The sequence below is a fragment of the Shewanella sp. MF05913 genome (assembly GCF_059758095.1).
On sequence record NZ_JCAYNT010000001.1, the window covers coordinates 316,386 to 340,844 of the forward strand.

At 42.5% G+C, this 24,459-nt stretch carries 20 protein-coding genes; 9 read left to right on the forward strand and 11 right to left on the reverse strand.

The genetic code is table 11. The annotated features are described in order from the left end of the window. Positions 1–10: 10 nt before the first annotated feature. The 3 genes from AC19MV_RS01420 to AC19MV_RS01430 form a co-directional block, all read right to left on the reverse strand. Positions 11–1,144 (reverse strand): S-methyl thiohydantoin desulfurase family protein, encoded by a 1,134-nt coding sequence (locus AC19MV_RS01420; RefSeq protein WP_498305374.1) that lies wholly within the window; start codon positions 1,142–1,144, stop codon positions 11–13. Positions 1,145–1,205: 61 nt separating this feature from the next. Beyond that, positions 1,206–2,522, reverse strand: coding sequence for a cytosine permease (locus AC19MV_RS01425; protein WP_498305375.1), 1,317 nt, complete (start codon positions 2,520–2,522; stop codon positions 1,206–1,208). Positions 2,523–2,599: 77 nt separating this feature from the next. Continuing rightward, positions 2,600–4,759, reverse strand: a complete 2,160-nt coding sequence (locus AC19MV_RS01430) for a TonB-dependent receptor (protein ID WP_498305377.1) — start codon at positions 4,757–4,759, stop codon at positions 2,600–2,602. A gap of 221 nt (positions 4,760–4,980) precedes the next feature. Here AC19MV_RS01430 and AC19MV_RS01435 point away from each other — a divergent pair, with 221 nt between their 5' ends. After that, positions 4,981–5,520: an Lrp/AsnC family transcriptional regulator gene (locus AC19MV_RS01435; RefSeq protein ID WP_498305379.1), complete on the forward strand. Its 540-nt coding sequence runs from the start codon at positions 4,981–4,983 to the stop codon at positions 5,518–5,520. 274 nt (positions 5,521–5,794) lie between these two features. Here AC19MV_RS01435 and bioA read toward each other — a convergent pair whose 3' ends face one another. Continuing rightward, positions 5,795–7,129: an adenosylmethionine--8-amino-7-oxononanoate transaminase gene (bioA, locus tag AC19MV_RS01440; RefSeq protein ID WP_498305381.1), complete on the reverse strand. Its 1,335-nt coding sequence runs from the start codon at positions 7,127–7,129 to the stop codon at positions 5,795–5,797. Positions 7,130–7,243: 114 nt separating this feature from the next. On the opposite strand from bioA, the gene bioB reads away from it, so the two are divergent. From bioB to bioD, 4 genes are read left to right on the forward strand one after another with little or no spacing between them, the layout of a single operon-like run. Beyond that, positions 7,244–8,296 (forward strand): biotin synthase BioB, encoded by a 1,053-nt coding sequence (gene bioB / locus AC19MV_RS01445; RefSeq protein ID WP_498305383.1) that lies wholly within the window; start codon positions 7,244–7,246, stop codon positions 8,294–8,296. Positions 8,297–8,302: 6 nt separating this feature from the next. After that, positions 8,303–9,490, forward strand: a complete 1,188-nt coding sequence (locus AC19MV_RS01450) for an aminotransferase class I/II-fold pyridoxal phosphate-dependent enzyme (protein WP_498305385.1) — start codon at positions 8,303–8,305, stop codon at positions 9,488–9,490. Positions 9,491–9,520: 30 nt separating this feature from the next. Then, the gene (locus AC19MV_RS01455) at positions 9,521–10,279 is read left to right on the forward strand and encodes a methyltransferase domain-containing protein (protein ID WP_498305387.1); all 759 of its coding nucleotides are present in this window, start codon (positions 9,521–9,523) and stop codon (positions 10,277–10,279) included. Between the two features lie 7 nt (positions 10,280–10,286). After that, positions 10,287–11,018 carry a dethiobiotin synthase gene (gene bioD, locus AC19MV_RS01460; RefSeq protein ID WP_498305804.1) on the forward strand — a complete coding sequence of 244 codons (732 nt, stop codon included), beginning with the start codon at positions 10,287–10,289 and terminating at the stop codon, positions 11,016–11,018. A 91-nt stretch (positions 11,019–11,109) separates the two neighbouring features. On the opposite strand, the gene AC19MV_RS01465 is transcribed toward bioD, so the two are convergent. The 3 genes from AC19MV_RS01465 to AC19MV_RS01475 all read right to left on the reverse strand — a co-directional run bounded on the left by AC19MV_RS01465 (position 11,110) and on the right by AC19MV_RS01475 (position 14,059). Further along, positions 11,110–12,135 (reverse strand): GGDEF domain-containing protein, encoded by a 1,026-nt coding sequence (locus AC19MV_RS01465; protein WP_498305389.1) that lies wholly within the window; start codon positions 12,133–12,135, stop codon positions 11,110–11,112. A 135-nt stretch (positions 12,136–12,270) separates the two neighbouring features. Next, positions 12,271–13,182 (reverse strand): DUF481 domain-containing protein, encoded by a 912-nt coding sequence (locus AC19MV_RS01470; protein WP_498305391.1) that lies wholly within the window; start codon positions 13,180–13,182, stop codon positions 12,271–12,273. A gap of 448 nt (positions 13,183–13,630) precedes the next feature. After that, the gene (locus tag AC19MV_RS01475; RefSeq protein ID WP_498297580.1) at positions 13,631–14,059 is read right to left on the reverse strand and encodes a MaoP family protein; all 429 of its coding nucleotides are present in this window, start codon (positions 14,057–14,059) and stop codon (positions 13,631–13,633) included. A gap of 108 nt (positions 14,060–14,167) precedes the next feature. On the opposite strand from AC19MV_RS01475, the gene hdfR reads away from it, so the two are divergent. Then, positions 14,168–15,043 carry an HTH-type transcriptional regulator HdfR gene (gene hdfR, locus AC19MV_RS01480; RefSeq protein ID WP_498297578.1) on the forward strand — a complete coding sequence of 292 codons (876 nt, stop codon included), beginning with the start codon at positions 14,168–14,170 and terminating at the stop codon, positions 15,041–15,043. Between the two features lie 73 nt (positions 15,044–15,116). On the opposite strand, the gene AC19MV_RS01485 is transcribed toward hdfR, so the two are convergent. After that, a complete protein-coding gene (locus AC19MV_RS01485; protein ID WP_498305392.1) occupies positions 15,117–15,485 on the reverse strand; it encodes a diacylglycerol kinase in 369 nt (122 codons plus the stop codon). A 147-nt stretch (positions 15,486–15,632) separates the two neighbouring features. Between AC19MV_RS01485 and AC19MV_RS01490 the strand changes: the two genes are divergently transcribed. Further along, positions 15,633–16,481, forward strand: a complete 849-nt coding sequence (locus AC19MV_RS01490) for a DNA ligase (RefSeq protein ID WP_498305394.1) — start codon at positions 15,633–15,635, stop codon at positions 16,479–16,481. Between the two features lie 151 nt (positions 16,482–16,632). Beyond that, positions 16,633–17,127 carry a low molecular weight protein-tyrosine-phosphatase gene (locus AC19MV_RS01495; RefSeq protein ID WP_498305395.1) on the forward strand — a complete coding sequence of 165 codons (495 nt, stop codon included), beginning with the start codon at positions 16,633–16,635 and terminating at the stop codon, positions 17,125–17,127. Positions 17,128–17,240: 113 nt separating this feature from the next. Here the strand turns inward: AC19MV_RS01495 and ylqF are convergent, their stop codons facing one another. Continuing rightward, positions 17,241–18,182 carry a ribosome biogenesis GTPase YlqF gene (ylqF, locus tag AC19MV_RS01500; RefSeq protein WP_432399711.1) on the reverse strand — a complete coding sequence of 314 codons (942 nt, stop codon included), beginning with the start codon at positions 18,180–18,182 and terminating at the stop codon, positions 17,241–17,243. Positions 18,183–18,346: 164 nt separating this feature from the next. Then, the gene (locus AC19MV_RS01505; protein ID WP_432399709.1) at positions 18,347–19,186 is read right to left on the reverse strand and encodes an isopenicillin N synthase family dioxygenase; all 840 of its coding nucleotides are present in this window, start codon (positions 19,184–19,186) and stop codon (positions 18,347–18,349) included. A 157-nt stretch (positions 19,187–19,343) separates the two neighbouring features. Between AC19MV_RS01505 and AC19MV_RS01510 the strand changes: the two genes are divergently transcribed. Then, entirely contained in the window at positions 19,344–20,261 is a 918-nt protein-coding gene (locus AC19MV_RS01510; RefSeq protein ID WP_498305396.1) for a bifunctional methionine sulfoxide reductase B/A protein, read from the forward strand. A 423-nt stretch (positions 20,262–20,684) separates the two neighbouring features. Here AC19MV_RS01510 and rne read toward each other — a convergent pair whose 3' ends face one another. Continuing rightward, positions 20,685–24,071, reverse strand: coding sequence for a ribonuclease E (gene rne, locus AC19MV_RS01515; RefSeq protein WP_498305398.1), 3,387 nt, complete (start codon positions 24,069–24,071; stop codon positions 20,685–20,687). Positions 24,072–24,459: the final 388 nt, after the last annotated feature.

The following is a 24,459-nucleotide window of genomic DNA, read 5'->3' on the forward strand; positions in this document are numbered from 1 at the left end:
ACAGTGTTGTTTAGGCGTTTTGTTTACCAAGTTTGGCAAAATGTTTTGCTACAGCAGGCTCGTACGGCGTTGATAAGCCAACATAAGCTGGGCCAAATGCTTGTAAGCCACGTTCGGTAACAAACTCTTTTGGCGCCGGTAAAATAACAATAGCGACATTCAACCCCACATGATGGTTTGGGGTTGTAATTGCCATTTGGTTGTCCATATCAATACAGCAAATCAAGTCTGGGATTGTGACATCTACCTCGCCATTTCGGCGTGCTAATAGATGCTCATTTTTGATTTCCAATTGATATTGCTCTTGCTGGTACTCACCGCTTCCATTAATGGTTACCGTGCCAATGGTAAAGCCTTTTTCAGTGCTAAATTGTGATTGTGAAACCTGACCTCTAAATGCAACATAACCCTCGCCGTGGCTTGCAATGGCCTCAGCAATGTCTTCGCCTTGTTCTTTTGCCAGGCGGTAAGCTTTACCAATCGCCAGTGATTTAGAGATAGTGCCTTTAATGACCGCATCTTTTACTTGTTCAATTGGCATCGCGTGATCGATAGCGGCAATATCATTACGACTGATCACAGATAAAGCACGCACAACCGTTTCGGCGCGTAAATCATCAATAATATTTTCACAAATAAAACATTCACCAAATTCATTTGCCGCAACAATCGGTGCCGCTGGGATATCATTAAAGTAATAGGTTGAATGGGTGATTTCAGGCACTGCACGGCCTGCAACGTCGGCATCGATAATATAACCGTCAGCCATCGCAGCAACATAAAAAGAAACCGCCGTATTTGAGCCGCCTAATTCACAACAAATGGTGCCGTAAAACTTCTCTCCAGTGTATTGCTCAAGGCGTTTAAATGCGGTCATCATGGATGACTGCTCACTTTTTGGCAATCTTGCGTAAACCGCTTCTTCGGTTTCAGATAACGGCGATAATGCGCCAAGCATATAAGGTGTGCAGATTTTTTTTCCCGCAGGAACTTCGTCTACATCTACGAGGGTAAAGGTTTTACCTGCTGCCAGTGCAGCATCGATATAAGCAATACCGTCATCCATCTCACCACCGCCACCGGTGCCCAAAATAACACATCCGTGTAAAATGTCTGTTAGTTCTAAACGCGTTAATGACTTCATATGACTCTCTGGTATGTATTGTTAAATCATAGATTTAACTTGTTGTTTATTAATGTTGGGTTTATAAATTTTGTGTTTGATTTTGTGATTTATTGTTTGCCATGAATTTTTTGATGACAAAATAAAGTGGGGCAGTGAAGAGCATGGCGTCACATACCTCAATACCCGTGAGTGTTAACCACCCCTTATTCGACATCATGGCAAAACCAATCCCACCAACCCAAGCGACTAATGCTTGAAAATTAAATGCAGTTATTTGATTTAAATGCTCAATTTTGTAAATTTTTTGCTGTTGAATAAAGAAAAAATCGACGATGTATATTGAGGCTACTGGGCTAAAAAGAATCGATAAACTAAAAATGAACCCAGTAAAGTTATCGAGTAAATTGAGTGATGCCACAACAGCACCTAACACTCCGCCAGCAATGATGATTTTCCATTCAGACCAGGTAGGTTTAATGGCATTAAACCCCAATGCGGCGCTGTAAAGGTTGACTACATTAGTTACGGCACTTGATGCAATTAATAGTACAAAAGCAAATATCCCTAAACCAAGGGTTAACATCACCACAAGGATGTCAGAATTAAGCACCGCTAAGCCGGCGATTGCAGCTGCGATATAGACAAAATTGCTGATAAACATAAAAGGTAAAAAAGAGGCGATGACCGTGTCTTTTGGCTTGGCTGCAAAGCGGCTGAAGTCTGGCATTAATACCACACTCACAATAAAACTGCCGACAACGGCTGATACCGCTTCACCAAAGGTAAAATCAATCCCGCTTAAACTACTGGTAGACGGCGTGTCGTTAACGACGTAGCCCAAGCTTTGATAAAGCATGTAGGCTACGAGTAAAAACAAAATGGGCACAAATAGACTTGATACTCGCTCAATAAGCCTAAAACCCCACAAGGTGGTTAGGGTGATCACTATGCTTGCTGCAATATCGAATGTCCAAATAGGCGGAGCATAATCAAATAATTGCATTGAAAACTGAGCAGCAACCTCGCTAAACAAATTAATGTTAACGCCGTACCAACCGAGTAATGATAAGACAAACGCAAAACTGACAATGTTGGCGCCTTGCAAGCCAAAGACAAATTTCATCGTCATACACGAGCTTAGGCGATTTTTCATGCCAACAAACCCAGTAATAGTGCCTAACACCGACAAAATAAAACCGCCGATTAAAAATGCATATATGCTTTGCTCTAACCCTAATGCTGAGCCGATTTCTAGGCCAGTAATGAGTCCCGGTACTGCAAAGGCTAGGCCGCCATTGACCATGCCGATACGCCAACCGTTATGGGTTTTATCTTGAGGTACCGGCGTGGTTGCATAGTCTTCTAGCAAGTCATCGATTGTGTGGGTTTCAGCCATGTTTATTCCTAGTAAAGGCGCCGTTGTTGGTGTTTAATGGCGCTAAAACGGCGCCACCAAACACCAAGTTAGATTGCTTAGAAGTTGTAAATTGCTTCTACACCAAAGCTACGAGGTTTATTGGGTTGACGCGCAAGATCGGTCACACCGTCAGCTACCATAAACAAATCTTCTATGCTTCGCTCATCAGTTAGGTTGTCAACATAAGCCTGAATTGTCCATTGCTCAGATTTAACCCCAATACCGATATTTAATGTGGTTGAAGATGATGAGCGAATGTCGGCGATGTCAATTGAGAATGATTGCGGCCCAACAACTTGCACATCAGCGCGAGACAATAACGCCCACTCGCCATTGAGTTGATAGTGGTGATTCATCGACAGTGCATAGTTGTAATCGGCGACATAAAATTGTGTGTAGCCGACCAGTTCTGGCTGGCGGTCAAACTCTTTGATTTCAGAGTCGACAATACCGGCGCTGAAGCGCAGATCTAAGTCATCGGTTACTGCAAGCGCTGCTTCAAGTTCAATCCCTTTTGTTTCAACTTTGTCGATAGACAGGTTTTCTAGGGTAAAGGTGTCAACATTAAATTGAGTGATTTGTGCATTTGATTGATCTATCCAAAACAGTGCGCCATTTAGGGTTAAGCGGTTATCAAATAAAGTTGATTTAAAACCAGTTTCATAACTGTCTGACACTTCTTTGTCGAATGAACGGCTAATACCTTCAGCGGGTTCATTAAAACCGCCGCTTCTAAATCCTTTTGAATAACCTGCATACAACAATAAGTCTTCGGTTGCTTGATAGGCGAGCGTCGCTTTAGGCTGCCATTGGCTAAATGTATTTTCGGCAAAGGTATCTTCACGAGCACCGGGATCATAGGATTCACGCTTGTCTTCGTCGTAGCGTAATGCGGTGGTTAATTCGAGTTTGTCAGTAATATCGTAGTTAGTTTGTCCAGACAGTGCCCACGCTTTACTGCTATTTTTATCCGCAATGGTAAAAAACAAGCTGTCGTCATTAAAGTCTGACCGAGATTGTGGTGTATCACCGGCAACGTCATCAAAGAAGTTAATGGTGTTGTCGCGCTGCTTGTCTTGATAAAAAGCAGAAACGGCCCATCTCAGTGCTTCATCGCCTCGAGAGGTAAAGCGTGATTCAACAGTGAATGATTCAATGTCATAGAGCCCTTCAGTGCCAAACGGCGCTCTAAAAAAGCCGTCTTCGTCAATGAATGTGGCATCTGCCGAGTAATCACCATCATAAAAATGTTCGTTTTCTGATTCACTGTACGCCGTGATAAAGTCAAATGTGCCTAGGTCATACTCTTGGGTTAATTTGGCACTTAATTCATATACATCACGTTGGTCATTGTTATATATGTTTTGTGACGTAGGTAAGTCATAGTCTTCTTTGCTGTCTTCTGACACGTTCTGATAATAGGCAAATCCCGCATCGGATGTGGTATAGCGTCCTTTTAGGTTCAAGCTTGTCTCTTCAAATAAATCAAATTGAAGTTGTGCAAATGCTGAGTCTTCTGACATATAGTCAGCTTCATCATCTAAAAAGACGTTATCAATTAATCCATCGCTATTTTTGGTATAACCGCCAACACGGAAAAAAGCGCTATCTTGTTCATTTAACGAGCCCGATACCACACCACTGAGATTATAGGTGTTGCCATTGCCATAAGAGCCTTTGATAGAGCCTTCGATATCTTCGGTTGGTTTTTTGGTGGTGACAATGACGGCACCACCAATAGCGCCTTTACCATATAGCGCTCCTTGAGCTCCCCGCATGACTTCAATACGCTCAATATCGACCAAGTCTTGATTGATAAACTCTAAATCTGGAGCCGTAACGCCATCGACGACAAAGGCGAGCGGGGCATCACCCACTTGAGGGGTAATTAATCCGCGGATGGTAATGCGAGCAAGTCCTGGTCGAAAATTATCTAATTGACTTAGGTTAGGTGTCATATCAGCCACATCACGAAAGTTTGTTATGCGCTGGGTTTCAATCATGTCTGCACTAAAAGCGGTGACAGAATCGGGCACGTTTTGTAAGGTTTCGACACGACCACGGGCGGTAATAGAGATCCTTTCTACGCCACTAGTATCAATTGCTTCTGCTTGGCTTTGGTTTTCCTCTGCTAATAATGGGGAACTTATCGCCATTGAAATCGCTGCAGCAACAAAAGATTTTTTTGTAAATAGAGTCTGGGTATATGGGGTCATGGCGTTCCCTCTCGAAGTTATATTAGTAGTATGTAATCGTAATCAATTTGTTAAATAAATCGCTTGTAGTCATTTTGCGACTTTGCCTGCAAAATAATATTTTGTAATTAGGGCTAAATTCGAAAAATTTGTAGTGGTTTTGCAGCAAATTGTGTTGTTTTTGCAAATTAATTGACGATGATTCAGTATAGAAGGCTGCATAAGCACGGTGGGTAGGGGCAATGAAGAAGAAATTGAAGATTGACAGTTACAACAAAAAAATATTATCCACCTTGCACCTAGAGGGCGCGATAACCAATATAGAATTAGCTGAAAAAGTAAACTTATCACCCAGCGCCTGCTTTCAACGAGTTAAAGCCTTAAAAGAAGCGGGTTACTTTCGTAATTTGCATGCCGATATTAATTTAGATCAGCTTTGCGAACACATACTGGCTTATATTGAGTTCACATTAGAGGATAACAGCGCACCTTCTCGGCGGCGATTTGTGAGCAGGATTAATGACATCCCTGAAATAATGGATTGTATGCAGTTAAGTGGCGATGTTGATTATATTTCGTTAAGTTGTTTTCCTAACCTTAAAGCGTTAAATGAGATATGTGCAGATTTAAGTGATCAACCTGATTTAAAAATAAAACGCATCAATACTCGGATAGTACTCGAGCGGGCTAAATGGTTTTTAGGTTATCCTTTAGCCAAATTAAAATGGTTAGATGACGAAGATTTTTCAGGAGAGATGGTGTCAGAGCGAGTTGGGATGTGATTACTATCTGCACTGAGATGGAAAGGTTCAATAGAAATATCACAGTGAATTTATCTAAACCTTCATCAATCGATCTAAACATGGCATGGCATAGTTTTAGCGCCGCAGTTACAAGTTAACAATGAGCTAGTCAGGCGAAATTATTGCCGATTCAACAGGATAGTGTTATTGAAGAGACGATTTATTCACAGCATTGGATTTTACTCAAGGGAGTATATAAAGCAGTCTCTGACATCATTGTGGTACTTACCCTGAAAATATGGGTTGAGTTTAATTAACCATGACTAATAAATTTCTGCTTACTACCACTATCTTCAATACTGGCTGCAACGCTTACCATTGCTGAGGTGAGTTGCGTTAGTTGCGCAGCACTAATCGTGTAAGGCGGCATAATATAAATGTATTTATTAAACGGCCTTACCCATACCCCAAGGTCAACAAACGCTTGTTGTAATTGCGCGGTATTGACACTGCTTTTCATTTCTATCACCCCAACGGCGCCCAACACGCGTACATCTTGTACTTGGACTAAATCAATGGCACTGGCGAGCTCTTGTTTAAGTTGGGCTTCAATGGCGCTGACTTGTTGTTGCCAGTCACCTAGAAGTAATAAATCTAAACTGGCAGTAGCTGCGGCGCAGGCTAATGGATTGCCCATAAATGTTGGGCCGTGCATAAACACGCCTGCTGGCGAGTCACTAATGCCGCTGGCGACTTCGTCACTGCAAAGCGTTGCCGCTAAACTGATATAACCACCGGTAAGTGCTTTACCCACACATAAAATATCCGCTTCAATGTTGGCATGTTCATAAGCAAAACATTTACCTGTACGGCCAAACCCTGTTGCTATTTCATCTAAAATCAGCAGTACATGATAATGGTCGCACAGTTGGCGAAGTTTGCTTAAATAAGCCGGCGAGTAAAAACGCATTGCGCCTGCGCCTTGCATGATCGGCTCTATGATCACTGCAGCAATATCTTGATGGTAATGGCTAAATGCATTCTCTAAAGCATCGATATCGGTTTGATTTAGCGGTTCATTAAATTTCGATGTTGGCGCGGGGATAAATACCTGTTTAGTGACATTATTGCCAAACATGGTGTGCATGCCGCCATCTGGGTCGCACACGCTCATCGCGGCAAAAGTGTCGCCGTGATAACCACTTTTAACCGTCATAATGCGTTGTTTTTGCGGCTTATCGCGCCCTTGCCAATATTGCAGCGCCATTTTTAGGGCAACTTCAACGGCAATAGAGCCTGAGTCGGCCAAAAACACTTTGGTTAAATTGGCACTGGTCATGTGTACTAGGCGTTTTGAAACCTCAATAGCTGGCTGGTGGGTAATGCCACCAAACATGACATGACTGAGACTTAAAAGCTGTTGCTGCATGGCTGCTAAGATGGTCGGATGACTATAACCATGCACACATGACCACCATGAACTGGTACCATCAATTAACACTTTGCCACTGTCTAACGTCAACTCGCAACCTTGAGCAGAAACCACACCATACACAGGCAGAGACTGGGTCATAGAGGTATAGGGATGCCAAATATGTTGTTGATCAAAAGTATAATCGATAGTGGTATTTGTGTTGGAAAGTGCCATAATTATAAGTGCTCTTTTTTTAACCGCTTGTAAAGTGCGAAGTAGTCGCTGCGTTGACAGTTTACGGGCTCAGGGTATCCTAGCCAACATAAAATCAAAATAAAGGATTGATCCATGTCGTTAGCTGAAGTTCGTCACGATTGGCAAAAAGCTGAAATTGAAGCATTGTTTGCATTGCCTATGAATGATTTATTGTTTAGAGCGCACAGTATTCATCGTGAAACGTTTGACCCTAACGAAGTGCAGATCAGTCGTCTATTATCGATTAAGACTGGTGCATGCCCTGAGGATTGTAAATACTGTCCGCAAAGTGCGCGTTACGACACAGGTCTTGAGAAAGAACGCTTACTTGAAATTGAAAAAGTACTCACTGAAGCTAAAAGTGCTAAAGCAGCTGGCGCATCACGTTTTTGCATGGGTGCCGCTTGGCGTAACCCACGTGACAAAGACATGCCATATCTAACCCAAATGGTAAAAGATGTGCGTGCATTAGGCATGGAAACCTGCATGACCTTAGGCATGTTGTCGCCTGAACAGGCCGAAAAATTGGCCGATGCGGGTTTAGATTACTACAACCACAACCTTGACACGTCGCCTGAATATTACGGTGATGTGATTACCACGCGAACTTATCAAAGCCGTTTAGACACGCTAACAAACGTACGTGCATCTGGCATGAAAGTCTGTTCGGGCGGGATTGTTGGTATGGGCGAAAAAGCCACTGATCGTGCAGGTTTACTGCAACAATTGGCAAATTTAGAACAACACCCAGATTCAGTGCCCATCAATATGTTAGTGAAAGTTGCGGGCACACCGTTTGAAAAATTAGATGATCTTGATCCGCTTGAATTTGTGCGTACCATTGCCGTTGCGCGTATTTTAATGCCCAAGTCGCGGGTGCGTTTATCTGCAGGGCGTGAAAACATGAGCGATGAACTGCAATCGATGTGTTTCTTTGCTGGTGCTAATTCGATTTTCTACGGCTGTAAGTTACTGACTACGCCAAACCCAGAAGAAAACGATGACATGAGTCTTTTCCGTCGTTTGGGTTTACACCCGGAGCAGGGACCACAAACTAATATTGAATCAGACAGCGCATTACTTGCTAAAGCCAGTGCTAAGCAAGATAAGTCTACCAAACAATTTTATGATGCCGCAGCACTGTAATTAGCCATGGCAAAATCAGACCTGTCAGTAAAGGATAACCATCCACTTGCTCTGCGGATCAATAATACGCTTGCGCAATTACACACGACGGGTCTTTTACGTCAAAGGCGAGTTAACGGGCTTGTTTCGCAAACCAAGATTATTGATTTTAGCCATAATGATTACCTTGGCTTATCTCAAGAACCCGCGTTAGCTCAAGCTCTTTATCAAGGGGCGCAACAATACGGTGTCGGCAGTAGGGCATCACCATTAGTCAGTGGCTACAGTGTTGCCCATCAACAGCTTGAACTACGCTTATGTGAGCTAACGGGACACCAGGCGTGCATGCTGTTTAGCTCAGGTTTTAGCGCCAATAGCGCATTGATGAAAACACTATTTAATGCAGATGACACCGTGATTGCAGACAAATTAGTGCATGCATCGGTGATTGATGGTTTAAAAGACAGCCAATGTAAAATTAGCCGTTTTTTACATAATGATCTTAGCAGCGCTGCGCGCATTATTGAACGCAACCATGGCTGCGCTGTGGTGACTGAAAGTGTATTTAGTATGGACGGCGATATCGCCCCCATCACTGAACTGGCAAGCCTATGCCGCCAAAATGAGTGTTGGTTGATCGTTGATGATGCCCATGGCTTTGGTGTGTTACCGAATGACTTGGTTAATGCAGACAATGTTGATATTCAAGTGGTCACTTTTGGTAAGGCCCTAGGTTGCCAGGGGGCAGCGATTTTAGCCTCTCAAGATGTCATTGATTATTTGGTGGCGACAACGCGGGAATATATCTACTCAACAGCCTTGTCTCCTGCGAATGCTCATTTGGCGTTAGCGGCGATTAATTGGCAATACTCTCATCCGCAATTGTTAACCCAACTGTTGGCCAATATCGCGCTGTTTAGACAGGTCGCTTCACAAAATCAATTACCGTTAACTGAGTCGTTAACGGCTATCCAACCGATTATGGTTGGTGATAATCAACGTGTGATTGCTATTGCAAAGCAGTTAACTCAACAAGGTTTTTTGGTGGGGGCAATACGTTCGCCTACTGTGCCTAAGGGGCAAGCGCGATTAAGGATAACCCTCAATGCTCAGCATCAGGCTGACGATATTCGCGCCTTGGTTGCTGCACTCGCATCGCTGATGAATCACAATGATGCAGACACAAACACATCAGCACCTTTACAGACATTGTAACGACATCAATTTGGATCAATGAGCAACCTCATGACGTTAGATAATCCACTGGCCAATAAGTTTTCAAGCGCAGCAAGCCAATACAAACAACATGATGTATTGCAGCGTTTAAGCGCGCAAAAGTTGTTCCAAAAAGCGGATCTATACGGCACGTTACTGGATGTCGGCGCAGGACCTGGTACTGATTTTGGTGCATTCTCTCACGTTAGTCAGGTTATTGCGGTCGATATTGCCCATGGCATGTTAGCTGAGTTAGCTCAACAATTTACAAATTATTTGCCCTTGTGTAGTGATGCGCAAGCTTTAGGGTTGCAAAGCGGTTCTGTAGATACGCTATATTCAAATTTAGCATTACAGTGGTGTCAGCAATTACCAAACGCTTTTATGGAGTTTCATCGTGTTTTACGCCCTGGCGGTGAATGCTTTTTGAGTATCGTTGCCGATGGCAGCCTAGCAGAATTAGACACTCTCGGTTTTCATGTAAACCAATTTCATTCTGTTGAGAGTTTAAAAGCCACTTTTTTATCCTCAAAAATGGCAATGGATGATTGGCAATATGTTGATGTTCAGCTTGAAAGCATTCAAGTGTATTTTGATGACTTACGCAGTTTATTGTATTCCATTAAAGGCGTAGGGGCTTCGTTTGATCAGCAAGGAAATGGTAAAAAACGGCCACAGTTAACCAAGCAGCAATGGCGACACCGGCTTGGGTTAGCTGAAACTCTGCGTACCGATAAAGGCATTCCTTTAACTTATCAAATAGCGTTTATCCGCGCTAAACGAGGCTAATCTTATGTTGTATTTCGTGACGGGTACTGATACTGACAGTGGTAAAACCTTAATCTCCGCCGCTTTGTTAGCTAAAGCACAAGGGCATAAATGCGGATTTAAACCCATTGCTTCAGGTTGTGCTATAACTGAAAATGGTTTACGCAATAGTGATGCGTTAATGTTAATGGCGCAATCTAATATGGGGCTCGCTTATCAAGAGATTAACCCAATCAGTTTTGAGCCCGCAATTGCACCTCATATTGCTGCATCGAAGGTCAATACCGCGTTGAGTGCACAAGGCGTGCTTGATGCGATGTTCCATCCGGTAATGGTTAATGCCGACTTTGCTTTGATTGAAGGGGCTGGTGGCTGGCGTTTACCGTTAGGTAATGGCGAGTACCTATCTGATACGGTTAAATTATTGCAGACTACGCTTCAACAAGAGACATCCACTTATGGCAATAGTGTTCAGTTAACTCATGCTGTAACGAAAAACACTACACTTGAAGTCATTCTGGTAGTGGGGATGAAACTCGGCTGCTTAAATCATGCGTTGTTAACTCAAGAAGCACTGCTAGCCGATGGTTTGAGTATTGCAGGTTGGGTAGCAAATCAGGTTGATGCCGACATGGCGTTTATTGACGACAACTTGCAAAGTTTGCAACAGATGATGCAAGCGCCATTTTTAGGTTATGTGCCACACCTTGCCAATCCTAGCGCCGAAAATGCATCAGGATATCTACAATTACCTCAATAATGATTAAATTAATAAAAAGCTCAGCGGTGCTTTCATCATAATGATTGATAACAACGCTGAGCTTTTTAGCGTTCAATAAGACTTTTATCGTTTAACTGGAGATAGGCATCACTCGGTTACGGCCAAGACGTTTTGCTTCATACAATAACTTGTCAGTCGTTTCAATTAATTGACCCACATTTTGTTTGGGTTTCCACTCTGCCACACCAAATGAAGCCGTAATCGAATCAATCACTTTGTCGCTACGACGGTCTTTTACACTGAGTTTTTCCAGTGCTCTACGGATCCCTTCGGCTAGCTGTCTTGCGACTCTCAATTGGCTACTAGGCACGAGAATGGCAAATTCTTCTCCACCATATCGATACAGTTTAATGCCATCTCGACACGCTTCTTGAATACGTTTAGCAACGGTTTTTAAGACTAAATCGCCCAATTGATGGCCGAAGGTATCATTAAAGTTTTTAAAGTGATCGATATCTATTAAAATCAAGCATGTACCGGTTGGTGATAAATCAATTTGTGCTTCAATATCGTGGTCAAATGCGCGTCTGTTTAAAATATTGGTTAGGGCATCAAATAACATGTCTTTTTCTGATGCAGCAAGACGTGTTTTGAGGGTATCAATTTCGGATTGGGCTTTTTGCAATTGCTCAGTAAAGCTAACCGTACTTGAGCGAATGCTGGACGATTCTTTTACAATACTTCTTACAACACCAATGACTTGTTCAAGCGAAAAGCCTTTGGTTTCCAAATCACTTAATTTCTTAAAGTCTTTATCCATTTGAGTCTGAAATGTCTCAGTGTCTAAATTGGTATCTCTAAGAGATTGTGACAATTCACATACCATCGCATCTAAGTTTTTACGCATGTCGCGTACATCAAGCTCGACAGGATCGGCCACATGCTTTCGATATAACAACTCGCTGGTAACTGGGGAGCATGTTTGATTCTGTTTGATTGCCGTGTCGAGTTCTTGATTTAACAATGGATTTTGCTCACCAACATAAGCGTACCAAAGCGCATAGTTGGTTGGCGTGGTAGGGATCCTGTATTTAAGCATTAACGGCACCGCTTTTTTCAAGTTGGCGGCAGCAGTTTGCAATAACGTGTTAGACATTAAGTGCCTCATGAATAGGGCGGTAAAAAGACATTAAGGAGATTAGTTATAATAGAATGAATAGTAGGACATTATCATTTTACTGATCACAAAAAAAGCATCCTAAGATGCTTTTATGACAATAATGTGTGCGGGTTAGAAGGCATATGAAACGGCAAACATAGGACCTGTGAAGCTGTAGCTGATTTTATGGTCGAAGGTTCTCATTTCATTGTTGTTCATCTTACGTTGCTTTTCTATCGTGATGTCTACGTCATAATAATTATAAGCGAGCTTTAACGACCAGTTGTCGCAGAACTTAGTTTCTACACCTAAGCGGACATCAATGAGTGATCCATCGACATCATCATAACTGATTGAGAAATATTGCGCATGCGCTGAAAAATTCCAACCATGATAAAACTCATAAGCCCCATAAATACCGACATTAGGCAGTGGCGCAGTAAGCGTATCATCAACTACCTCAGGCGTTGCGACGACATTATTACATAAGCTCGTGAGGGATGAGTCTGGTATGCATGTACCTATCGTGCCTTTGAATACGGCTTCGACAAACATGGTGTGTAACCCAATCGAAACACCAACAGCATAATCTGTACCTTGCCAGATATCGTATCCGTAACCGATACGTAAAATATCAATATTTAATTCAGTGTTTAATTTAGCACCCACTTCGATTAGGTAATCTTTACCATCAATATCTTCAAGGATGAAATCTTGGCTTACGGCATTATTATCGGCTTTTCGGTCGAGAGATTTCCAATCGATAAAAAGGTTGTGGCGTTGATTGAAAGAGTAGGTGAGTTCGAAATAGGGAAGATATTGTTCTTCTGCGAGTAAAAATTCATCTTCAAAATCGATCGGAAACGATCCGCCGGTTTTAGGATTGGTAACCGCCATGTTGGAATCGGAGTTAGCATAAAACACCCCAATATCGAGGGCAAATTTATCCATTACTGACGATGTATTACTATTATTGCTACTCGCTGCGTAGGCAGTTTGAGTGCTTAATAGCATCACGACAATATAAAAAAGGGGCCTAATCATTGAAACTCCGCATTTATTATTTATTCTAGTGTTACAAGATATGCGTCTTCATATGATGCTGTTGCCGTATTTGAGGCTGAGTTTATTTTCCTTCGACAATAACCAATGTAGGGTTATCAAAATGTGTCGTCATAAAGTTCAAACAAAAAAATAGGACAAACTGTTCAGCAAACATATTAGCAGCTTGTAACTAAATGTGAAGTATTTGTATGTAAAAATTGCGCTAAATCAAGTTTTCGTTGGTAGTTTGAACTTAAAGGCTTAAAAATCACCTTTTTTGTTGCAAAAGCTGGTGATTCAGAGGTGTCAGAGCATTGGCGATGAGTGTGTGAGGTGTCTTTTTTGTGTTAAATACAAAAAGTAGAGCATTAAAAATGCTCTACTTTAACTGAGGTGGTTAACAAGATGTTAAAATTGGTAGGTTGTTGTTTTGTTGCCCGAATACCCGTTATTCAGACTCATCGGTGTCAGTGCTATCATCTTCAACATCATCGAATTCGATTTCCACTTTTGCACCCGCAGGAGCATGAATCGTACCGACGACGGCATAAAAAGGTTTACCTTTTGCCAAACGACAATATTTAGCCCACAGTAATTCCATAGCGGTAGATGCGGGTAAATGGCCTTTGGCAACATTGACAAATTGGTCTTCATCGACATTACAGGGCAGCTGGGTACCTTCGGCTAAACTTTTCATTGCTTGACCATGTTGTTCAAGCAAGTCAGCTTCCTTGCTGGTAAAATCACCGCAGCGTTTAAAGCCTTTAGGAAAGTTAGCGTCATCATAGAAGCGTTTAGTAGAGCGGAAACTGTCACTTGACCCATTGGTGTGAGCTTCAATACCTTGTTTCGCATTGACAAATGATTGCTGAGACATGGCTAATACCTTCTAGATTATGAGATATAAAGATTTTCAACTGGAGTATTGGCTAGTATTATCATTTTTTAAATCAAAATATTTTGTCCTTCATGGTAAAGAATTTTTATGGATACAGATTTATTAAAAACGTTCTTAGAAGTCTCCCGTACACGCCACTTTGGTAAGGCGGCTGAAAATCTTTACTTAACGCGCAGTGCGGTGAGTTTTAGGATAAAACAATTAGAAGGCATTCTAGGCGTCGAGCTTTTTGAACGTTTACGTAATAATATTCAACCCACACCCGCCGGTGAGCGAATGCTCGGACACGCCGAAGCCGTGTTGAATGCGTGGGAAAGGGCCAAACAAGATATTATTTTAAACCAACAACACAGCACTCAATTAACGGTGTCTGCAGGACACAATATTTGGGATGCGTATCTACAACCCTTTTTACAACCACTTCATCTCGGGTTAGACGGTGTGGCATTACGCACTGATGTATTGTCTGGCTCGGTCATGACGCGCCAACTCATTGAGCGCAGTTTGGACATTGCCATTAGTTTCGATCCGCCAAAACTGGATGAGCTTGAGTTGATTAAGCTAGCACAGATAAAATTAGTCTTAGTGGCTAAACAGCCGAACCTTAGCTTGTCGCAAACCTCAACCATTCCTTATATTAAAGTTGATTGGGGCACTGCATTTAATATCACCCATGCGCAAGAATACACTATGCTGCCACTGCCGGTATTGCATACCAGCTCAGCCAGAATGGCATTGGATTTTATATTGAATAACGGCGGTTGTGCCTTTTTACCTGAAGTGCTCGTTAAACCTTATTTAACCAACAAAACCTTATTTATTGTTGAAGGGGCAAACAGCATTACCCGCAATGTGTATGCGGCGTACTGGGCTGAAAATGAAAGGTTGGCTTATATTGAACAAGCCATAGAGATATTGTCCAATAGATTAACCACTGATATGGCGCCGTGTATCGATCAATAACGGTCTATGTAAGGCTTAGCTAACAGTGATTGTCTACTAAGCCATCTGGGGTAAGACCTGTTGCTAGATAGGATTAAATTAATGGCAAAAGAATCATCGCCCAAGTGATTGCGCACATAACTAAACTGATAAACACTGCTGCAGATGCAATGTCTTTGGCTTGACCACTTAATGGATGGACCTCATCACCGACACGATCCACTACGGCTTCAATGGCTGAATTGAGTAATTCAACAATCAACACAATCATCAGTGTCATTATCAATAATATTCGTTCAGGTGCGCTGACATTAACAAGTAAAGCTATAGGTAACATTAGTATAGCTAAAACGGCTTCTTGTCTAAATGCAGCTTCATTTTGCCATGCGGCTTTTAGGCCTTTTATTGAGAATCCCGTTGCTCTAAATACGCGTTTAAGACCATGATTATTTGCTGGTTTCATTATTTTTATTTCTTTTTGTTCACATTGTGCTGATTGTAACATTCACGACCACAGCTACCAGTGTTTTTGGCTATATGTGCACATTTATTCGACTTGTACTAGGCTTTAGCTTGCCATGAGGCTCAAGCTATTATGCAAGGATTGCTTATGTTACGTGTTCACACTTTTCTATTTTCCGTTGTATTCTTGATGATCTGTATGGTGTGCCAAAGTGAAGCGCTTCCCAAGCCTGAAATTCAACTTGCGAGTCACTATGCTGCCGATTTAGATGTAACCGATTACCTTGTAAGCGAAAAGTTAGATGGGGTGCGAGGATACTGGACGGGAAAACAGATGTTAACGAGAAGTGGGCGCACGGTTAACCTTCCTGAAACTTTTACGCAAGGCTTTCCTGAATACCCTATTGATGGTGAGTTATGGCTAGGTCGGGAGCAGTTTGAGCAAATCTCTGCCCTGGTTCGTCGCCAGCATACACAAATTCAAGAGTGGCAGTCTGTCACGTTTATGATATTTGATTTACCGCAACATAGTGGCACCTTTGAACAACGGTATATGGCGATGCAACAACTCGCTCAAAAGGTTAATTCTGCTCACTTACAGGTTATTTCACAATTAACGTTTGCAGATAATCACACGCTCTTTTCTGAGCTTGATAGCGTGGTCGATACTGGCGGAGAAGGGTTAATGCTGCACTATCGCCATGCTTTTTATACCGTTGGACGCAGTCCATATATTGTAAAATTAAAACCGAAATATGATGCAGAAGCTGTGGTGATTGCTCACACTGCAGGTAAAGGCAAATACACAGGACAACTCGGTGCATTAACGGTTAAAACGCCCCAAGGAAAAGTGTTTAATATTGGCAGTGGGCTCAGTGACATACAAAGACAATATCCGCCCGCTATAGGTACGATTATTACTTATCAATATTTAGGGTTTACCCAAAAAGGGACTCCGCGTTTTGCCACGTTTTTACGCGAGCGACCCGCTCAATAGTGTCGGCTTTATTGATGGTAGTTCATTGACTGCGTATCATTGAAGATAGGCCATCGAATTAACTGTAAAATACATCATGTTTAAACGTGAATCGATAAGTCACCACCTGAGCAATATAGTCATCTCAAAAATAAACCAACAGGTAAGAGACATGAACGATAATACAAATTTAACCAACGTCTCGTCAGTGTTATTTGTGTGCATGGGCAATATTTGTCGTTCACCGACTGCCGAGGCCGTATTTAAACAGCAAGCTAAATTACACGGATTATCGCTTAAGATAGACTCTGCAGGCACAATTGCGTTTCATCAAGGTAACGCTCCTGATCCTCGCAGTATGATAGCGGGACGCAAGCGTGGTTTAGATTTTTCAGGTATGAAAGCCAGGCAAGTTATTGACAGTGACTTCGACACATTTGATTTGATTTTAGCGGCAGATGAGGCCAATTTAATCGATTTGTACTCACGTTGTCCTGCGCACTTACAATATAAAATCCGCTTGATTTTGTCTTTTGTAGGCGAAGGAATAAAGGAAGTGCCAGACCCATATTATGGTGGTGACAGGGGATTTGAATTGGTGATAGATTTACTCGAAACTAGCCTTGCTGAGTTAGCGAAGCAATTGGTATTAGCGAAAACGGGGTAAGCAATTACCCCGTTAATCGTGATGAGTGATACTCTTCGTTTTAGCGATATTATTAGTTTGAGCAATATTCTTGGTTTGAACAATTTCCTTGGTGTTAGCGATAAAGGTAAAAACTAGTCGTTGTGACGTTTACCTGAGCGCTTTAGTTTTTCTTGTTCAATTTTTTGCTGCTTTATTGCTTCTTTTTCTGCTAATACTCGGGCAACTTCGATTTGTTCCATTTCTGCCATCTCAGGTGTTTCCAAGCTTAATAAACCAATCCGTCCTGATCGGTAATCGTGTAATAACAACTCCGAGACTTTGTGATAATCAATACGTCCACCCGGACGCAACGCACCACGAGAGCCAGCAATGGCTTCAAGTAAGCCTATGTCTGTATCGGGTAAAGAGCTGAGCTTATAACGCTCGCAAATCGCTTCAGGGTAAGCTTTTAAGAAGTAGTCTGCGGCAAACATTGCCACGTCTTCATATTCCATTGCTGTGTCTTTAATGGCGCCGGTTACCGCAAGACGATAACTACTGGCTTCGTTGTCAACTTTTGGCCATAAAATCCCAGGCGTGTCAGAAAGCACAATACCGTTTCGTAGATTAATGCGTTGTTGGGTTTTGGTCACCGCTGGTTCATTACCCGTTTTGGCGATAGTTCGGCCAGCGAGGGTGTTGATGATGGTCGATTTACCCACGTTTGGGATACCCATAATCATAGTGCGGATGTCTTTTTCCATCACATCACGATGAGGCACTAATTTACGGCAAATATCTGGAATATTTCTCACCATGCCGGGTTGTAAGGTGGTAATCGCTGAAGCTTTTACGCCTTGTTCACGCTCGAGGTATTCAATCCAACGTTCTGTGACCGCGGGATCGGCTAAATCTGATTTATTGAGCAATTTAATACACGGTTTATCGCCACGAAGTTGTGACACCATTGGGTTTTCACTGCTGTAGGGAATGCGCGCATCGAGCACTTCAATAACAAGATCGACCTGAGGCATCGCCTCTTCAATCTCTTTACGTGCTTTGTGCATGTGTCCTGGATACCACTGAATTGCCATGATGTTGCCTTATAACCGAATGCCTGTTCGAGTAAATATTCGAGTAAATAACGGAATATTTAATCAAAGAATATAAAAGCCGTATTGTACCTTGTTAACTTAGTAAAAGCATAAAAAAAGCGCCTAACGGCGCTTAGTCTTAGTGCTATTTAATCACGTTAAGGTTAAATAACACCTAACTCACGTAATCTTTCCATTAAGTAACTGTCAGCGGTATAACGCTCAGACAGTACAACATCTGGATTAGGGTGTAAAAATAATGGCAGTGAAATACGCGACTTAGTTTTGTCGGTACCTTCAGGGTTAATCACGCGGTGTGATGTAGACGGGAAGTAACCGCCAGAGGCTTCTTGAAGCATGTCACCGATATTAATAATGATGCTACCAAAATCACTTGGCACATCTATCCATTCACCTGTTTTGGTTTTAACTTGTAAACCAGGCTCGTTTGCCGCAGGCAATAAGGTGATTAAATTGATGTCTTCATGTGCAGCAGCGCGGATAGCGCCCATTTCTTCATTACCCTTCATCGGTGGGTAATGTAAAATACGCAATAAGGTTTTTTCGCTTTGCGCGATCATGTCTGGTAGTGGAATAGAATAGTTAACCGCTACGTCTGCAGGGGTATATTGTTCAATCCAGCCAAGTAATTCAGAGGCTAAGGTATTGGCATGCTCGTAGTAAGCAAGAATATTTGCTCGAAGTGAATCAGGAATACGACCCCATGGATACACATGATAATATTCTTTGATATCTTTTACTGTGTTGCCTTTGGCGGTTTCTGACACTGATGCAGGGAAAAATCCATCATGAGTTTCTTTATTAAATAAAAACTCATTTTTTTCTTCAGACTGAAAAAATGCATACCATTCTTGGTATATGTCTTCGACAAGTTGCTTTTGAATAGGGTGGTTTGTTAATACCCCAAAACCCGTTTCACGAAGTGACTCGACAAAGCGCTCAGCACTATCTGGTGCTAAATAATCAATTGTATTAAGTTTCATTATATATTTCTTATTAGTGTGTTGACCCACGTCAATGGTAACCTTAGTCACACTTTGTCGCAATTATTTGCGCGTATTCAAAGAGTATTGGTTGAACTGATGCTATTGATCTCGCGTATTGTTTATCGATGCCGCAAAAAATCAGTGAGAACAAGCAATGAATAATTTAACCGACTTTGAAAAATACGTGATTGAACAAAAAGGCACAGAGCGCCCTTTTAGTGGCGAGTATGTGGACCATGATGCTCAAGGCGTGTATTGCTGTAAAAAATGTTTGGCACCTTTATACAAGAGCGAACATAAGTTTAACGCTCATTGTGGCTGGCCCGCATTTGACGATGAGATTACGGGTGCCGTTAAGCGAACCCCTGATGCCGACGGGCGTCGTGTTGAAATTACCTGCGGTCAGTGTGGTGGACATTTAGGCCATGTATTTGAAGGTGAATTTCTGACGGATAAAAATGTACGTCATTGCGTTAATTCAGTGTCGATGGTGTTCAAATCAATCGATGAATTAAACGCATCAAATATGGCTGTTAGTCGTAATCAAAAAGCCACTTTTGGTGCGGGCTGCTTTTGGTGCGTTGAAGCGATTTTCGCTCAACTTGAGGGGGTGATCAGTGTTAAGTCTGGTTACTGCGGTGGCGATGCACAAGAGGCAAACTATGATGCGGTATGTTCGGGGCGTACTGGGCACGCTGAAGTTGTGCACATTGAGTTTGACCCGGCTCTGATTAGCTATGAAACACTCTTAACCGTGTTATTCGAAAGTCACGATCCAACGACATTAAATCAACAAGGCAACGATAAAGGGCCACAATATCGTTCGGCTATTTTTGCGCATAACAGTGAACAAGTTGACTTAGCCAATGCGTTTATCAACCGCTTGAATGCACAACAAATCTGGCCTAACCCTATCGTGACTCAAATTAGTGCTTTTGATACATTTTACCCGGCAGAAAATTATCATGACGATTACTTTGCTAAACATGGCGAACAACCGTATTGCCAGTTAGTGGTGAAACCAAAGTTTGATAAAGTGATGCGAAAATTCGCTGATAAACGCAAAAAATAGTTCACTAGTTAAAATTAATGCATTAGTTAAAATTAATGCACTAGTCAAAAGTATTGGTTAACAGTAGTGCGTCAGTTAAATAAAAAGGGGGAGGTTGAATCATCAATCGCTCCCTTTTTTATCTTTATGTTGCCGCTTTTCAAAAGACTTTGATGGCGTTTATACGTTGAGCCTGAAACCTGTGAATATACGTACTTAATTGCATTTCATCCGCTTCAATCATATTGGCTTTAATCACATATCCTATCCGATGTAAATCATCAGGCCGTCAGCACAGCATTTCTATCAACAACTACAGGACAGATATAACTTGTCAGTCAATTTTACACCTCGAAATCGCGCCGCAGAACTAAAAATAACCCAATAAAAAAGCCATGCTAAGCATGGCTTTATGGTTAAGAAGTATTATTACTCCTTATGATATTACTTGCCTGGGCGAGCCATATCAGATGATGCACTGTTACCCATTGCGACTTTAGGTGCATTGGTTTCAGCTTGCGCTTCATAAGCTCGACCTTGCGGTACTGCTTGTTGTTCGCGTACATCAACAGTCGGCTTAGTCATATCTGAAGACACCATTGAACCAAAACGACTGGCTTTAGCGGGGGCTTTGGGCGCAGCTTCAACCGGTGCGGTAACCTCTGATTTAACATCAGTTACAGTCTCAGTTTGAACTTTGCGTACCATAGCAGCAGGTTTGGCCATTGGCGCAGAAGCATTTGAAGCTACTGATTTTTCGTGAGCGACATTGACTTCTGGCTCAGATTTAACTGTTTCCGTTACTCGTTCAGCCTTCACTACTTCAGCTTTCACTTCAGGAGTAACTTCAGCTTTAACAACTTCAGGAGCTGCTGCCGCTATCGGTTCTGCTTTAGGCTCTACAGCTTTAGGTGCTTCAACCGCTTTCTCTGCAACAGGTTCAACAACAGGTGCTGCTTTGGTTTCAACTACAGCTTCTGCCTTTGGCGCATCAACAGGTGTTGCAGCTTCAGAGTGAGTCGCAACCGCTGTTACTTCAACTTGAGTGTCAGTTACCGGTTTAACAGTGGCTTCAACGTTTGCTTGCTTTACTGGTGCCTTGTCTTGAGATTGCTCAGCATCTAACTGCTTCTCTAACTCATCAACAGAGGTAAATACTGCTTGTTGAGTTGTGTCGCTATCATCACGACGACGACGTTGACCCGCAGCTCTAAGATGGCGAGGACTACGACGGCTGCGACGTTGACCTTCACGGCCATCTGCTTTCGCGTCTTCAGATGCATCTGCATCTGCATCGTTGTCATCAGCAGCATCACCATTTACGGTGTTTTCAACGGCAACAGTTGCTTCAGTATTGCTGGTTTCGTTAACCACTTCACTTGTCGCAGTTGTTTGCTCTGCTTTAACCGCATTCGCTTCAACTTGAACTTCAGTAGCATCTGCTTTAACAACATCTGTCGTTGCTTGTGGCGCTGACGCTACTGTTTTATCAGTATTGTCTGATGTTTCTGTATTGTTTTTAGCTTGCGCTTCATTCGATTGTTCGCTTCTTTCTTTACGTGGCTGGCGACGGCTGCGAGGCGCTCTAGTTTCTGACTTTTCTTCAGTTACTTTAGGCTCTACCGCTTTGATTTCTGCTGTGTTAACTTCTTCTGCTTTATCGTTCGCATCCGTTGTTTTTGCAACTGTATCATCAGTTTGTTCGCTTTCGATTCGTACTTTACGACGCATGTTGCGACGTTGACGACGTTCACGAGCCGCTTCTTGCTTAGGTGATTTTTCAGTATTGATATCGGCAGCTTTCGGCTCATTAGTTTCTGCTAATGGCGTGTCTACTTTCTCATTACGCGGTTTGCTTTTAACGCTATCGTCCTGAGCATTATTTTTGCTATTACGATCATTACGTTTGTTACGAGTACGTGGCTCTGTACCGTCTTTTGGCTTATCGCTGTCAGTACGTTGGCGACGGCTGTCGTTACGGCTGTCGTTACGGCTGGTGTTGCGATTCGCACTATCGTTACGGCTGTCATTACGACGTGGGCGACGATTGTTAGCCTGAGACGCATCTTTTGCTGGCGCAGCCGGTTTAGTGTCTTTGGTTTCGCTATCGCTGGTGGCAAACAGTGCACTGATTGCTGAAACGATACGCGCAAAGAATCCTGGTTGAGATGGCGCTGCAGCAACAGGGGCTTTAGCCACTGGAGCAGGCGTTGGAGCCGCTTCATCTATTGCTGTTTTTTGTGGTGCAGCAAAACCTTTTAAAGCAGGTTCTGGTGACGCTGCACGCTCAAGTTTACGTGGTTCATATAACTTTGATGACGGTTTTTCAACGCGCTTGTAGCTAGATTCGCTAACTTCATCATCGCTTTTACGACGAACAACACGATACTCTGGCGTTTGCATGTGGGCATCTGGAATGATGTACACTTCAACTTCATGACGCTCTTCAGTAATACGAATCGCTTTGCGTTTTTCGTTTAACAAGAATGCCGCCACATCAACCGGAACGATAGCTTCGATTTGAGTGGTATTTTCTTTAATGGCTTCTTCTTCCATTAAACGTAAAATGGATAACGCTAAAGATTCAGTACTACGAATAGTACCTTGGCCATGACAACGTGGGCATAAATGTGCTGCTGACTCTTCAAGGGAAGGGCGCAGGCGCTGACGTGACATTTCCATTAAACCGAAACGAGAGATACGACCTAATTGCACGCGAGCACGGTCATGATGCACGGCATCACGCATACGGTTTTCAACTTCACGTTGATGACGAACAGGCGTCATATCGATAAAGTCGATAACCACTAAACCACCTAAGTCACGCAAACGTAATTGACGCGCAATTTCATCAGCAGCTTCAAGGTTGGTGTTTAGTGCAGTCTCTTCAATATCGCCGCCTTTAGTGGCGCGAGCAGAGTTAATATCGATAGACGTTAATGCTTCTGTTGGGTCGATTACGATTGAACCACCAGACGGTAAACGCACTTCACGCTGGAATGCTGACTCAATTTGCGACTCAATTTGGAAGTGAGTAAATAACGGCACTTCTGAATCATATTGCTTAACACGTTCAACGAAATCTGGGCGAACTAAACCTATATGCAGTTTAGCTTCTTCAAAAATGCGCGGGTGATCGATGAGGATTTCACCGACATCACGACGTAAATAATCACGAATAGCACGTACAATCACGTTGCTTTCTTGATGAATTAAGAATGGTGCCGGTTTAGTTTGTGCCGCTTCTTGAATGGCATCCCAGTGGTGTTGAAGTACTTTTAAGTCCCACTTAAGTTCAGTTGACTCTTTACCAACACCAGCGGTACGAACGATTAAGCCCATGCCATTTGGTACTTCAAGTTCAGAGATAGCTTCTTTAAGCTCGGTACGTTCATCACCTTCGATACGACGTGAAATACCGCCAGCACGAGGATTGTTTGGCATAAGTACCAAGTATGAGCCCGCAAGGCTGATAAAGGTTGTTAGAGCCGCGCCTTTATTACCGCGTTCTTCTTTATCAATCTGGACGATGACTTCTTGACCTTCCTGCACCACTTCTTTGATGTTAGGACGACCTTGGAATGAGTAACCTTTAGGGAAGTATTCGCGGGCAATTTCTTTAAGCGGTAAGAAACCATGACGATCAGCGCCATAATCAACAAAAGCAGCTTCAAGTGAGGGCTCTACGCGAGTGATTTTACCTTTATAGATATTTGATTTTTTCTGTTCGTGACCAGGACTTTCGATATCTAGATCATACAGTTGTTGCCCGTCTACAAGGGCAACACGCAACTCTTCTGATTGAGTTGCATTAATTAACATACGTTTCATGATGACGTGATTCTTCTAAATGAGGTCATCAAACAACACGATCTCTCTGCATTACGGGCCTGAATTAATCGGTGTAACCTCACGGTTAGCTTCAGGCAATTAGGTGCTCATCACTGTAAAACGCAGTCGCTGCGTGTCGCATCCTATTTATGGCTTATTTTCTAATATTTACAAAAACAAGGAATTCGTTGACTTACAACCAACCCCATAAATTATGGTAATTTAATCCGTTAATGCCCAAGTCGAATCGGTTTGTTTGATAACAAGCTAAAATATTGTTCGAATTTGGGGCGATTTACTGCAGTTAAATTGAAATCTTTATTGAAGACTTACGGTTTAATTGTCGAAACGTTTCTTGTCGTTTTTTATTTAGATACAATTTGCAAAT

Bases quoted from the DNA above. Each gene is read 5' to 3' on its own strand.
- AC19MV_RS01420 (WP_498305374.1), bottom strand. From the start codon at position 1,144: ATGAAGTCATTAACGCGTTTAGAACTAACAGACATTTTACACGGATGT.
- AC19MV_RS01425 (WP_498305375.1), bottom strand. From the start codon at position 2,522: ATGGCTGAAACCCACACAATCGATGACTTGCTAGAAGACTATGCAACC.
- AC19MV_RS01430 (WP_498305377.1), bottom strand. From the start codon at position 4,759: ATGACCCCATATACCCAGACTCTATTTACAAAAAAATCTTTTGTTGCT.
- AC19MV_RS01435 (WP_498305379.1), top strand. From the start codon at position 4,981: ATGAAGAAGAAATTGAAGATTGACAGTTACAACAAAAAAATATTATCC.
- bioA (WP_498305381.1), bottom strand. From the start codon at position 7,129: ATGGCACTTTCCAACACAAATACCACTATCGATTATACTTTTGATCAA.
- bioB (WP_498305383.1), top strand. From the start codon at position 7,244: ATGTCGTTAGCTGAAGTTCGTCACGATTGGCAAAAAGCTGAAATTGAA.
- AC19MV_RS01450 (WP_498305385.1), top strand. From the start codon at position 8,303: ATGGCAAAATCAGACCTGTCAGTAAAGGATAACCATCCACTTGCTCTG.
- AC19MV_RS01455 (WP_498305387.1), top strand. From the start codon at position 9,521: ATGACGTTAGATAATCCACTGGCCAATAAGTTTTCAAGCGCAGCAAGC.
- AC19MV_RS01465 (WP_498305389.1), bottom strand. From the start codon at position 12,135: ATGTCTAACACGTTATTGCAAACTGCTGCCGCCAACTTGAAAAAAGCG.
- AC19MV_RS01470 (WP_498305391.1), bottom strand. From the start codon at position 13,182: ATGATTAGGCCCCTTTTTTATATTGTCGTGATGCTATTAAGCACTCAA.
- AC19MV_RS01475 (WP_498297580.1), bottom strand. From the start codon at position 14,059: ATGTCTCAGCAATCATTTGTCAATGCGAAACAAGGTATTGAAGCTCAC.
- hdfR (WP_498297578.1), top strand. From the start codon at position 14,168: ATGGATACAGATTTATTAAAAACGTTCTTAGAAGTCTCCCGTACACGC.
- AC19MV_RS01485 (WP_498305392.1), bottom strand. From the start codon at position 15,485: ATGAAACCAGCAAATAATCATGGTCTTAAACGCGTATTTAGAGCAACG.
- AC19MV_RS01490 (WP_498305394.1), top strand. From the start codon at position 15,633: ATGTTACGTGTTCACACTTTTCTATTTTCCGTTGTATTCTTGATGATC.
- AC19MV_RS01495 (WP_498305395.1), top strand. From the start codon at position 16,633: ATGAACGATAATACAAATTTAACCAACGTCTCGTCAGTGTTATTTGTG.
- ylqF (WP_432399711.1), bottom strand. From the start codon at position 18,182: ATGGCAATTCAGTGGTATCCAGGACACATGCACAAAGCACGTAAAGAG.
- AC19MV_RS01505 (WP_432399709.1), bottom strand. From the start codon at position 19,186: ATGAAACTTAATACAATTGATTATTTAGCACCAGATAGTGCTGAGCGC.
- AC19MV_RS01510 (WP_498305396.1), top strand. From the start codon at position 19,344: ATGAATAATTTAACCGACTTTGAAAAATACGTGATTGAACAAAAAGGC.
- rne (WP_498305398.1), bottom strand. From the start codon at position 24,071: ATGAAACGTATGTTAATTAATGCAACTCAATCAGAAGAGTTGCGTGTT.